Raw genomic sequence first — 12220 nt, 5'->3', positions numbered from 1 at the left:
CCAAGCAAGCGCTTGGCTAAAACTTGCCGGCGGCGTTTACAAACCAAGCGCTTGCTTGGTAGTCTCGCTAGCAGCCATTCGAGGAAGGATTTCTCATGAGCAAGACGGTTCGTATCGGCTGTGCCAGCGCCTTTTGGGGCGACACCTGCACCGCCGCCGCCCAGTTGGTGCACGGCGGCAAGCTCGATTACCTGGTGTTCGACTACCTGGCGGAAGTCACGATGTCGATCCTCGCCGGCGCGCGGATGAAAGATCCCCAGGCCGGTTACGCCAGCGACTTTGTCGAGGTCCTGACGCCGTTGCTGGGCGACATCCAGCGCCAGGGCATTCGCGTGATCAGCAACGCTGGCGGCATCCACCCCCAAGCCTGCGCCGCCGCCCTGCAAGCGGCCTGCGACAAGGCCCAGTTGCCATTGAAGATCGCCGTGCTGCTGGGCGACGACCTGCAACCCCAACTCAAGCACCTGCACGGCGTCACCGACATGTTCAACAGCGCGCCGTTGCCGCCGGTGTGCGTATCCGCCAATGCCTACCTCGGTGCGCCGGGCATCACCCAGGCGCTGGCACTGGGCGCGGATATCGTGATCACCGGTCGCGTGGTCGACAGCGCAGTGGTCAGCGCGGCGCTGGTGCATGAGTTCAACTGGTCATGGCACGACTACGACCGCCTCGCCCAAGCCGCGCTGGCCGGGCACATCATCGAGTGCGGCGCCCAATGCACCGGCGGTAATTTCACCGATTGGCGCGAGGTACCGGACTACGCGCACATCGGTTTTCCCATCGTCGAGGTCAGCGCCGACGGCCAGTTCACCGTCAATAAAGTCGAGGGCAGCGGCGGCTTGATCAGCGAGCTCAGCGTGGCCGAACAGTTGCTGTATGAAATCGGTGATCCGCACGCCTATTTGCTCCCCGATGTGATCTGCGACTTCAGCCAGGTCAAGGTGCAGCAGCAAGGCAAAAACCGCGTGCGCCTGCACGGCGCCAAGGGCTTGCCGCCCACCGACCAGTACAAAGTCAGCGCCACCAGCCCGGATGGCTTTCGCTGCACCGCCAGTTGCCTGATCGCCGGGATCGACGCGGTGGCCAAGGCCGAACGGGTCAGCCAGGCAATCATCGACAAAACCTCGGAACTGTTCAGCCAGCGCGGCTGGGCACCCTACACCGAGGTGAGCATCGAACTGCTCGGCAGCGAAGCGACGTATGGCGCCCACGCCAAGCGCCATGACACCCGCGAGGTGGTGCTCAAGCTGGCCGTACGACACCCGAGTAAACCGGCGCTGGTGCTGTTCGCCCGCGAGATTGCCCAGGCAGCCACTGGCATGGCGCCGGGGCTGACCGGGATTGTCGGCGGACGCCCCACGGTGTATCCGCTGATTCGGCTGTTTTCGTTCCTGATCGATAAGGCCGCCTGTGAGGTGCACATCGATCTCCAGGGCGAACGCCACGCCTGCACGCTGCCTATCGCCGAGGCGCCCCGCCTGCCCGCCGCACCGAGCGATCCGCCCAAACCCCAAGGCCGTGCCGATGCCAGCGTGCCGCTGGTGAAACTCGCCGTGGCGCGCTCCGGCGACAAGGGCAACCACAGCAATATCGGGGTCATCGCCCGCAGCCCCGAGTACCTGCCGTGGATCGCCGAAGCCCTGACCCCGGCGGTGATCGCCGACTGGATGGGCCACGTGCTCGACCCCGTCCACGGTCGCGTCCAACGCTGGTACCTGCCCGGCAGCCATAGCCTCAACTTCCTGCTGGAAAACGCCCTGGGCGGCGGCGGTATCGCCAGCCTGCGCATCGACCCGCAAGGCAAGGCCTTCGCCCAGCAACTGCTGGAAATCCCCATTGCCGTGCCGCAACACCTCGCCGATCAACTCACTTAAAGGAGCGTTGCCGTGGCCTACGATTCGATCTTCAAAGCCGACCTGTTCCAGGGCCACACCGTGATCGTCACCGGCGGCGGCAGTGGGATTGGCCGCTGCACCGCCCATGAGCTGGCGGCGCTTGGCGCGCGGGTGATCCTGGTGGGACGCACCGCGCACAAGCTGGAACAGGTCGCGGCGCAGATCACCGAAGACGGCGGCACTGCCCATTGGCAAGCCTGCGATATCCGCGATGAAGAGGCGGTGAAGGCGCTGGTCAGCCAGATCGTCCAGGCACACGGCGTCATCCATGGCCTGGTCAACAATGCCGGCGGCCAGTACCCCTCGCCCCTGGCCTCGATCAATCAAAAAGGCTTTGAAACCGTGCTGCGCACCAACCTGGTCGGCGGGTTCCTGATGGCGCGGGAAGTGTTCAACCAATCCATGAGCAAGCACGGCGGCGCCATCGTCAACATGCTCGCCGACATGTGGGGCGGCATGCCCGGCATGGGCCACTCGGGCGCGGCGCGCTCAGGCATGGACAACCTCACCAAGACCGCCGCCTTCGAGTGGGGCTACGCCGGGGTGCGAGTCAATGCGGTAGCGCCGGGCTGGATTGCCTCCAGCGGCATGGACACCTACGAAGGCGCGTTCAAGGCGGTGATCCCGACCCTGCGCGAACACGTGCCGCTCAAGCGCATCGGTACCGAGTCGGAAGTCAGCGCGGCCATCGTGTTTCTGCTCAGCCCCGCCGCCGCCTTCATCAGCGGCAGCACCCTGCGCATCGATGGCGCCGCCAGCCTGGGCAACCGGGCCTGGCCGTTGCACAAGGCGCAGTCGCCGAGCGCACCGTTCAACGGTTTCCACCGCGCCTACCTGCCCGATGTGCTCAAGGCGGAGCAATAAACCATGCCGGTGATTGAAAGCTCGATCGACCCTCACAGCCCACAGTTCGCCCACAACCGCGCGGCCATGCTTGCCGCCATCGCGCACCTGCGCCAGTTGGAACACACCCTGCTCAACAAAGCTGAGGAGGCCAAACCCAAGTTCGACAAGCGCGGTCAGTTGCTGCCGCGCGAACGCCTCAACCGGCTGCTGGACCCCGGCGCGCCGTTCCTCGAACTGGCGAGCCTGGCCGGCTACAAACTCCACGACGACAAGGACGGCAGCGCCGCCGGCGGCGGGCTGATCGCCGGCATCGGCTATGTCAGCGGCGTGCGCATACTGGTGGTGGCCAATAACAGCGCGATCAAGGGCGGCACCATTTCCCCCACGGGCCTGAAGAAGTCCCTGCGCCTGCAACAGATCGCGGTGGAAAACAAACTGCCGATGGTGACCCTCGCCGAAAGCGGTGGCGCCAACCTCAATTACGCGGCGGAAATTTTCGTCGAAGGCGCACGCAGTTTTGCCAACCAGGCGCGCATGTCGGCCATGGGGTTGCCGCAGATCACTGTGGTGCACGGCTCGGCGACAGCAGGCGGGGCGTACCAGCCGGGGCTGTCGGATTACGTGGTGGTGGTGCGTGGCAAAGCCAAGCTGTTCCTGGCCGGGCCGCCGCTGCTCAAGGCCGCCACCGGCGAAATCGCCACCGACGAGGAACTGGGCGGCGCCGAGATGCATGCGCAAACCGCCGGAACCGCTGAATACCTGGCGGAAAACGACGCCGACGGCGTGCGTATCGTGCGCGAGATCGTCAGCCTGTTGCCCTGGAACGATCACCTGCCGCCCGCGCCAGCACGGGCGTACGCCGAGCCGCTGTACCCCATCGACGACCTGCTCGGGCTGATCCCGGACGACCCGAAAAAACCCTACGACGTGCGCGAAATTCTCGCGCGCCTGGCGGACGGCTCAGTCTTTCTTGAGTTCAAGGGCGAGTTCGATGCCCACACCGTCTGCGGCCATCTGCATATTCACGGCCGCGCCGTCGGCGTGATCGGCAACAACGGCCCGATCACGCCCAAGGGTGCGAGCAAGGCCGCGCAATTTATCCAACTGTGCGACCAGAGCCGCACGCCGCTGCTGTTCCTGCACAACACCACCGGGTTCATGGTGGGCACCGAGTCCGAGCAGCAAGGGGTGATCAAGCACGGCGCGAAGATGATCCAGGCGGTGGCCAACGCGCGGGTGCCTAAACTCACGGTGGTGGTCGGCGGTTCCTACGGTGCCGGCAACTATGCGATGTGCGGCCGAGGACTGGACCCGCGCTTCATCTTCGCCTGGCCCAACAGCCGCACGGCGGTGATGGGCGGCGCGCAAGCGGGCAAGGTGCTGCGGATCGTCACCGAAGCCAAGCAGTTGAAGGACGGTCTGGTGCCCGACCCCAAGATGCTGGACATGCTGGAACAGGTCACTGCGCAGAAACTCGACAGCCAATCCACCGCGTTGTACGGCAGTGCGAACCTGTGGGACGACGGGCTGATCGACCCCCGGGATACCCGGACCTTGCTGGGGTTTGTGCTGGATATCTGCCAGGAAGCCGACGCGCGGCAATTGCAACCCAACAGCTTCGGTGTGGCCCGTTTCTAACGATCAGGAGAACAACAAAAAATGATCTTTACCCAGGAACATCAAGCACTGCGCCGCACCGTTCGCGCCTTCGTCGACCGTGAGATCAACCCCCACGTGGACACATGGGAAAAAGCCGGGCGCTTCCCCATCCACGAGATCCTGCGCAAAGCCGGCGACCTCGGCCTGCTGGGCATTTCCAAGCCGGAACAATTCGGCGGCATGGGCCTGGACTACAGCTACTCGATCGTCGCCGCCGAAGAGTTCGGCACCATCCGCTGCGGCGGCATTCCCATGTCCATCGGCGTGCAGACCGACATGTGCACCCCCGCCCTCGCCCGCTTCGGCTGCGATGAACTGCGCGAAGAATTCCTGCGCCCGGCCATCAGCGGCGAGCAAGTGGGCTGCATCGGTGTGTCGGAAACCGGCGCCGGCTCCGACGTGGCCGGGCTGAAAACCCACGCGCGCAAAGACGGCGACGACTACGTGATCAATGGCAGCAAAATGTGGATCACCAACTCGCCCAGCGCCGACTTTATCTGCCTGCTGGCCAACACCTCCGACGACAAGCCGCACATCAACAAGTCGCTGATCATGGTGCCGATGAACACCCCTGGCATCAGCGTCAGCCCGCCCCTGGAAAAACTCGGCATGCACAGCTCCGAGACCGCCCAGGTGTTCTTCGATGATGTGCGCGTGCCGCAACGCAACCGCATCGGCCACGAAGGCGCAGGCTTCATGATGCAGATGCTGCAGTTCCAGGAAGAACGCCTGTTTGGCGCGGCCAATATGATCAAGGGCCTGGAATATTGCATCGACAGCACCATCGAGTACTGCAAGGAACGCCAGACCTTCGGCAAAGCACTGATCGACAACCAGGTGATCCACTTTCGCCTGGCCGAGTTGTCCACCGAAATCGAATGCCTGCGCGCCCTGGTCTACCAGGCCACCGAGCAGTACATCAAAGGCCAGGACGTGACCCGCCTGGCCTCCATGGCCAAGCTCAAGGCCGGGCGTCTGGGTCGCGAAGTCAGCGACAGTTGCCTGCAATACTGGGGCGGCATGGGGTTCATGTGGGACAACCCGGTGGCGCGGGCGTATCGCGATGTGCGCCTGGTGTCGATCGGCGGCGGCGCCGACGAGATCATGCTGGGCATCATCTGCAAACTGATGGGCACGCTGCCGGGGAAAAAGTCATGAACACCTTGCTGCTCGAACCGCATAACGGCGTGCTGCACATCACCCTCAACCGCCCCGAGTGCCGCAATGCGATGAGCCTGGAGATGGTCAACGACTTGCACACGGTGCTGGCGCAACTCGACAGCCAGGTGCGCGCGGTGGTGATCAGCGGCGCGGGCGGGCACTTCTGTGCCGGGGCGGATGTGAAGGATCTGGTCAGCGCGGGCAATCAGCTCGCCGCGTTGAACCGTGCGTTCGGCACCTTGCTGCTAGCCGTGGAAGCGCTGCCGCAAGTGGTGATCGTGGTGCTGCAGGGCGCGGTGCTCGGCGGCGGCTTTGGTTTGGCGTGCGTCAGCGATATTGCGATTACCGACCATAAGGCGCAGTTCGGTTTGCCGGAGACCAGCCTGGGTGTACTGCCGGCGCAGATCGCGCCGTTCGTGGTCAAGCGTATCGGCCTGACCCATGCGCGGCGGCTGGCGCTGACGGCGGCCAGGTTTGACGGCGTTGAAGCACAGCGATTGGGTGTGGTGCATTTCACCGAGTACGACCCACAGGCCTTGGCGCAGCGCCTGGATGAAGTGCTGGGCGACGTGCTGCGCTGTGCGCCAGGGGCCAATGCACGCACCAAGGCGCTGTTGCTGGCCAGTGTGGAACAGCCGTTGGGGCCGTTGCTGGACCAGGCGGCGCAGTGGTTTGCCGAGGCGGTGACGGGGGAAGAAGGGATTGAGGGGACGCAGGCGTTTGTGCACAAGCGCAAGCCGAGTTGGTGCCAATAACGCCATCGGGAGCAAGCCCCCTCCCACAGAAGAAACGCATTTCAAACGGTGGGAGGGGGCTTGCTCCCGATGAGGCCAGCCTCTACATCACCTTCGCCCAGGAATAGCCCAATGCCCACATTCACCAAGATCCTGATCGCCAACCGCGGCGAAATCGCCTGCCGCATCCAGCGCACCGCCCAGGCCTTGGGCTATCGCACCGTGGCGGTCTACAGCGACGCCGACGCCCAGGCCCTGCACGTGCAGATGGCCGACGAAGCCGTGCACATCGGCCCCGCACCGGTGCAGCAGTCCTATCTCAACATCCCGGCGATCCTCGACGCCGCGCAAAAAACCGGCGCCGACGCCATCCACCCCGGCTACGGCTTCCTCTCGGAAAACCCCGATTTCGCCCGCGCCTGCCATCAAGCCGGCCTCACCTTCATCGGCCCAAGCCCGGAGGCCATTGAACTGATGGGCAGCAAGCGCCTGTCCAAACTCGCCATGCTCGAAGCCGGTGTGCCGTGCATCGCCGGCTACCAGGGCCGCGCGCAGGATGACAGCAGCCTGCAACGCGAAGCCGAGCGCATCGGCTATCCGCTGATGATCAAGGCCAGTGCCGGCGGCGGCGGACGCGGCATGCGCCGGGTCCAGCAGCGCGAAGCACTGCTCGAGCAACTGCGTACCGCACGCTCCGAAGCCCTGAACGCGTTTGGCAGCGACGAACTGATCCTCGAGCAAGCACTGATCGAGCCGCGCCACGTCGAAATCCAGGTGTTCGGCGACAGCCACGGCAACCTTATCTACCTCGGCGAGCGCGACTGCTCGATCCAGCGCCGCCATCAGAAAATCATCGAAGAAGCGCCCTGCCCGGTGATGACCCCCGCGCTGCGCCAGGCCATGGGCGAGGCCGCACTCAAGGCCGGGCGCGCGGTGAGCTACGTCGGTGCCGGCACCGTGGAATTCCTGCTTGAAAGCGATGGCCGCTTCTACTTCCTGGAAATGAACACGCGCCTGCAGGTGGAACACCCGGTGACCGAGTTGATCACCGGCCTCGATTTGGTGGATTGGCAACTGCAGGTCGCTGCCGGCCAGCCCCTGCCGTTGACCCAGGCCGATGTGAACCTGAGCGGCCATGCCATGGAAGTTCGCCTGTACGCCGAAGACCCGGCCCAGGGTTTTCTGCCGCAAACCGGTGAGGTCGTGCGCTGGGAGCCGGCGGCCGGCGTGCGGGTGGACCATGGGGTGCTGGAAGGCCAGCGCATCAGCCCGTTCTATGACCCGATGCTGGGCAAGATCATCGCCCACGGCGCCACCCGCGAAGAGGCCCGGCGCAAATTGCTGCGGGCGGTGCAAGACACGGTGCTGCTGGGGGTCGCGAGCAACCAGCGGCTGCTGGCCGATCTGCTCCAGCACGCAGAGTTTATCGACGGCGATTTCAGCACCGGGTTTATCACCGAACACTTCAGCGACATTCCATGCCACACGGCATCCCCTGAAGAGCTGGCGTTGGCTGCGGCGCTGTTTTATCGGCACAGCGCCGCCCTGCATCGCCAGGGTTTATCGGGATGGCGCAACAACGCCACGGTGCCCTGGCGCTATCGCCTGGCGGTGAACGCTGACGTTCAGGACATCGCCGTCAGCGTGCTGGAGAACGATTGCCTGCACGCCAACGGCCTCGACATCAGCCACCTCGCCACCGACGGTCGCTGGGCCACGCGGGTGATCAATGGCATTCGTCGGCGCATCGCTTATCACCTTGAAGGCACCCAGTTGTGGTTGCCCGGCGTGACGGTGATCAACTGCACCCAGTCAGTCGCCGCGCGCCAGGCCGACGTCGGCAGCGGCACCGTCAAGGCGCCGATGGACGGCGCGATCGTCGACGTGCGGGTCAGTACCGGTGACCGTGTCACCCAAGGCCAACTGCTGTTGGTGCTCGAAGCGATGAAAATGGAGCATCCGCTGAAGGCCGGCATGGACGGTGTGGTCAAGGGCGTGCAGGTCATTACGGGCGACCAGGTGCGAAATCGCCAGGTTTTGCTGGAGATCGAATAACCGCCTGGGCGGAACTACGCGGCCGGGCTACGCTCTATCCCCAACAGAAAAGGAAGAGTACGGGAACCTGCGCGATGCCTCATTGGCTGATTATTGACCTTGAAGCCACCACGGATGACGGCGGCTGGCCCGTAACGGAGATGGAAGTCATCGAGATCGGCGCCAGTCTGGTGAACCGCGAAGGCCGCGAACTGGATCACTTCCAGCGCTTTGTACGGCCGCTGCGCCGTCCGCTGCTGACGCCTTTTTGTCGCAAGCTGACGCACATCACCCAGGCGAATATGGACGGCGCCGCGCCCTTCACCGAAGTGTGGCCGCTGTTCGAGCGCTGGCTGGGCCAGCACCAGCCGCGCCTGGAAGGCTGGGCCAGTTGGGGCGACTATGACCGCCATCAGTTGGAGCTGGAGTGGCAGCGCCACGGCCTGGCCAGCGCCCTCGCCCACACGCCCCATGTGAACCTCAAGCAACGCTTCGCCAAGGCGCGGCGCCTGGACAAGCCCCCGGGGCTCAATGGCGCGCTGCAATTGGCAGGGATGCAGTTCCAAGGCCAGCAACACCGGGCGCTGGAAGATGCGCGCAACACCGCGCGCCTGCTGCCGCTGATTTTGCCGGTCTAGGCAGCTTCTCTTCGCTTGGGCATACTGACCGACCTTTTTCCGTAGTTCTTCCTGTAGGAGCGAGCAAGCTCGCTCCTACAGGAAGCCTCAACCCTTTTCCGAGGAATCGCCCATGTTTAAAGTCAACGAGTACTTCGACGGCACCGTCAAGTCGATCGCTTTCGGCACCGCAGAAGGTCCGGCGACCATCGGCGTGATGGCCCCGGGTGAATACGAATTCGGCACCGCCCAGCGCGAAATCATGCACGTGGTGTCCGGCGCCCTGAGCGTCAAGCTGCCCGATGCCAACGCCTGGGAAACCTTCGCCGCCGGCAGCCAGTTCAACGTACCGGCCAACAGCAAGTTCCAGCTCAAGGTCGCCGTGGACACCGCTTACCTGTGCGAATACCGCGGCTGATCCACGCTGCGCAAAAAAATGCCCGTCTCGCAGGAGACGGGCATTTTTATGGGCGTGTGCATTATTCGAGGATCGTCACCGGCATGCCCACCTCAAGGTGGCCGACGCCATCGTTGACCAGGTTCTGGCCAAAAATCGCCCCCTCTTGCGTCTTACGATAAGCCTCGAGGGTTACGAACGGCTCGCGGTCGGCACTGCGTTCGCCGGTTTGCGGGTCGATGGTGGTGAGGATGCAGCGTGAACACGGCTTGACCGCACGAAACTCCACATCACCGATGCGCAAGCGCTTCCAGCCGTCCTCGGCAAAGGGCTCGCCCCCTTCGATGACAAGGTTGGGCCGAAAACGCAGCATCTCCATGGGACGGCCGATGCGTTGGGAAAGGTCGTCCAGGGACGCCTGACCGATCACCAGCAATGGATAACCGTCGGCAAATGCCACCTGATCGTCATCCTTGCCGAAACCGGCCTGGGTCGTGCGGGCGCGCTCCAGGGGCATCTGCACGAGCCGCGTGGGCTTGCCGATAAATTCACTGACCCAGGCGGCGGCCTCGTCGCCAGCGTCCGGTACGCGCAAGGTGTCGCGCCAGATGGTCACCCCGCGCAACTCGGCGTCGCTGCCTGGCAGCGCCACCTCGAGCGGTGTGTAGCCGGGCGCGCTCAAGGTCAGCCCGCCGCTGCTGTTCCACAGCGCCGACAACTGGCTCATCTTCGCCACGGCACGCTGCGTGAGAAAACGCCCGCTGGCCTCGTCCACCAGCATCCAGCGTCGATCCCCGTCCAGGCCGAGTTTATCCAGGCCGATTCGCTGAAGCACTTCGGCCTTGCCGGACTTCAAGGGGTAACGGTACAGCGCGCTGAGACGAAGCATGGGCCTGCATTCCTGAGGGGGCAAAGATGCCACCCTAAAGTCAAGCCGGCACTTCGTCCAGCATCAGTCGCTCACGCACCACATCCACCAGCTTGTCGGGCTGGAACTTGGACAGGAAATTGTCGCACCCGACTTTCTTCACCATCGACTCGTTGAAGCTGCCCGACAGCGAGGTGTGCAGCACCACATACAGTTTGCGCAGGCGCGGGTCGTTGCGGATCTCGGTGGTCAGGCGGTAGCCGTCCATTTCGGGCATTTCGGCGTCGGTGAAGATCATCAGCAGCTTGTCGGTCATCACCTGGCCGCTGTCGGCCCAGGCTTTGAGCATGTTCAGGGCTTTGAGGCCATCGCTGGCGATATGCATCTTGACCCCCAACTGGCCCAGCGTGTCGCGCAACTGCGACAACGCCACGTTGGAGTCATCCACCAGCAGCACTTCGCGGCCACGGGCACGTTCCAGCACCGGGTCGTCGAGTTTTTCGCGGGAAACCTTGGCGTTGTACGGCACGATCTCGGCCAAGACTTTTTCCACATCGATGATTTCCACCAACTGGTCGTCGACCTTGCTGATGGCGGTGAGGTAATGCTGGCGCCCGGCGCTGGTCGGTGGCGGCAGGATCGCTTCCCAGTTCATGTTGACGATACGGTCCACGCCGCCCACCAGGAACGCCTGCACCGAACGGTTGTACTCGGTGACGATAATCGTGCTGTTGGGACCCGGTACCAATGGGCGCATGCCGATGGCCTGGGACAGGTCGATCACCGGCAGCGTCTGGCCGCGCAGGTTGACGACGCCGCACACAAAGGGGTGACGCTGGGGCATCAAGGTCAACTTGGGCAATTGCAGGACTTCCTGCACCTTGAACACGTTGATCGCGAACAATTGGCGCCCGGCCAGGCGAAACATGAGGATCTCCAGGCGATTCTCACCCACCAGTTGTGTGCGTTGATCTACCGTGTCGAGAATGCCGGCCATTGAGAGCTCCTGTTTTGCGCTGGAAAGTGTTGCGCGAAGGTTTGTTCACTTAAGCCAGTTATCGGCGGCGAATGCCAGATCTTGACCCTTGTAAAATGCCATGCAAATCCATTGATGTCACACTGACATCATGCTTTACTGGGTTGGCCTCTTCAGACGGCGGTGAAGCGACGTTGCGCGACATTCAAATCGACGCAAGGTTCCGCCACATAAGGGATTCCCCTATGCACAATCAGGCAAAACCTGATATTCGCAATATCTAATAGCCATTAATGTGATGCCATTCTCATTGCATGAATGGAGTCAGGCTTTTGTTTGCCATCCCAAGCCCTCGGTCCACGGGCCTTCCGGACCTACACGTCGCGGCAACCAAAGGTGTGCAACTGACCTCGCTCATGAGGGCTACGCACCGTCGTCGCCGTCATTTAAATAAACGTCCTACTGAACACTCAGAAGCGACCTACAGACTTCAGTCAAATTTCAGCGCTAGTTTTAAGCCATTCACCCGGTGCGACATCTCATCACCCGACCTTATGTTGCGGAGGCTTGCATGATGAACGACGGTAACGAGTGGCAAATGGCACTTCCAGAGTTCTTGCGCCAGGCTGAAAAGCTGCTGGTCAAGTCCGAAGAATGCCTCAGTCATCTGCATCTGATTCGCAATGACAGCGACGCGATCGACTGCATGAAGATCAGCTTGATCAACCTCGCCGAAAAAGCCGACGCCCTGGCGTTGCAGGCGATCAGCGAATTCTCGCGGCATATCCAATACTTGATCGCCAATGCCGAAAACCCTTTGCAACTGCATGACCAGGCCCTGGATGCCTTGCACGATTGCCTGACCTTGCTGGCCTGGCAGTTGGAGCTGATCGACATAAAGACAGGCCAGTTGGCACTGGATGAAACCGAACAAACCACGTTGATTGCCACGGTGGCCCTGCAGATTCCGCAAAAGGACTTCAGTGCCAAACCGCAGCAACACCTGCATCATGCGTCCTGAGCCACTGTCCGG

At 63.1% G+C, this 12220-nt stretch carries 11 protein-coding genes; 9 read left to right on the top strand and 2 right to left on the bottom strand.

Annotated features, from left to right (window positions below; translation table 11 throughout):
* The first annotated feature begins 95 nt into the window (after nucleotides 1-95).
* The 8 genes from ACLH0J_RS13240 (at nucleotide 96) to ACLH0J_RS13205 (ending at nucleotide 9364) form a co-directional block, all read left to right on the top strand.
* Entirely contained in the window at nucleotides 96-1874 is a 1779-nt protein-coding gene (locus ACLH0J_RS13240; protein WP_411392311.1) for an acyclic terpene utilization AtuA family protein, read from the top strand.
* A 12-nt stretch (nucleotides 1875-1886) separates the two neighbouring features.
* Nucleotides 1887-2759, top strand: coding sequence for an SDR family oxidoreductase (locus tag ACLH0J_RS13235; RefSeq protein ID WP_411392310.1), 873 nt, complete (start codon nucleotides 1887-1889; stop codon nucleotides 2757-2759).
* Between the two features lie 3 nt (nucleotides 2760-2762).
* On the top strand, nucleotides 2763-4379 hold the full coding sequence (atuC, locus tag ACLH0J_RS13230) for a geranyl-CoA carboxylase subunit beta (protein ID WP_411392309.1): 1617 nt from the start codon (nucleotides 2763-2765) through the stop codon (nucleotides 4377-4379).
* A 21-nt stretch (nucleotides 4380-4400) separates the two neighbouring features.
* A complete protein-coding gene (gene atuD, locus ACLH0J_RS13225; protein ID WP_411392308.1) occupies nucleotides 4401-5558 on the top strand; it encodes a citronellyl-CoA dehydrogenase in 1158 nt (385 codons plus the stop codon).
* Nucleotides 5555-6316 carry an enoyl-CoA hydratase/isomerase family protein gene (locus ACLH0J_RS13220; RefSeq protein WP_411392307.1) on the top strand — a complete coding sequence of 254 codons (762 nt, stop codon included), beginning with the start codon at nucleotides 5555-5557 and terminating at the stop codon, nucleotides 6314-6316. The genes atuD and ACLH0J_RS13220 overlap by 4 nt, the downstream gene beginning before the upstream one ends.
* Nucleotides 6317-6427: 111 nt before the next feature.
* Entirely contained in the window at nucleotides 6428-8350 is a 1923-nt protein-coding gene (locus ACLH0J_RS13215) for an acetyl/propionyl/methylcrotonyl-CoA carboxylase subunit alpha (protein ID WP_411392306.1), read from the top strand.
* 74 nt (nucleotides 8351-8424) lie between these two features.
* The gene (locus ACLH0J_RS13210; protein WP_411392305.1) at nucleotides 8425-8967 is read left to right on the top strand and encodes an exonuclease domain-containing protein; all 543 of its coding nucleotides are present in this window, start codon (nucleotides 8425-8427) and stop codon (nucleotides 8965-8967) included.
* 112 nt (nucleotides 8968-9079) lie between these two features.
* Nucleotides 9080-9364: a pyrimidine/purine nucleoside phosphorylase gene (locus ACLH0J_RS13205; protein WP_010566373.1), complete on the top strand. Its 285-nt coding sequence runs from the start codon at nucleotides 9080-9082 to the stop codon at nucleotides 9362-9364.
* A gap of 61 nt (nucleotides 9365-9425) precedes the next feature.
* On the opposite strand, the gene ACLH0J_RS13200 is transcribed toward ACLH0J_RS13205, so the two are convergent.
* Both ACLH0J_RS13200 and ACLH0J_RS13195 read right to left on the bottom strand, forming a co-directional pair.
* Nucleotides 9426-10232 carry an MOSC domain-containing protein gene (locus ACLH0J_RS13200; RefSeq protein WP_411392304.1) on the bottom strand — a complete coding sequence of 269 codons (807 nt, stop codon included), beginning with the start codon at nucleotides 10230-10232 and terminating at the stop codon, nucleotides 9426-9428.
* Between the two features lie 40 nt (nucleotides 10233-10272).
* A complete protein-coding gene (locus ACLH0J_RS13195) occupies nucleotides 10273-11208 on the bottom strand; it encodes a chemotaxis protein CheV (RefSeq protein ID WP_321144603.1) in 936 nt (311 codons plus the stop codon).
* A gap of 550 nt (nucleotides 11209-11758) precedes the next feature.
* Here ACLH0J_RS13195 and ACLH0J_RS13190 point away from each other — a divergent pair.
* On the top strand, nucleotides 11759-12208 hold the full coding sequence (locus tag ACLH0J_RS13190; protein ID WP_411392303.1) for a hypothetical protein: 450 nt from the start codon (nucleotides 11759-11761) through the stop codon (nucleotides 12206-12208).
* Nucleotides 12209-12220: the final 12 nt, after the last annotated feature.

Origin of the sequence: Pseudomonas sp. MPB23 (assembly GCF_046605395.1) — a bacterium.
GTDB lineage: Bacteria > Pseudomonadota > Gammaproteobacteria > Pseudomonadales > Pseudomonadaceae > Aquipseudomonas.
The sequence above is the reverse complement of the archived record's forward strand: the minus strand, read 5'-3'. Positions and strand labels throughout refer to the sequence as shown.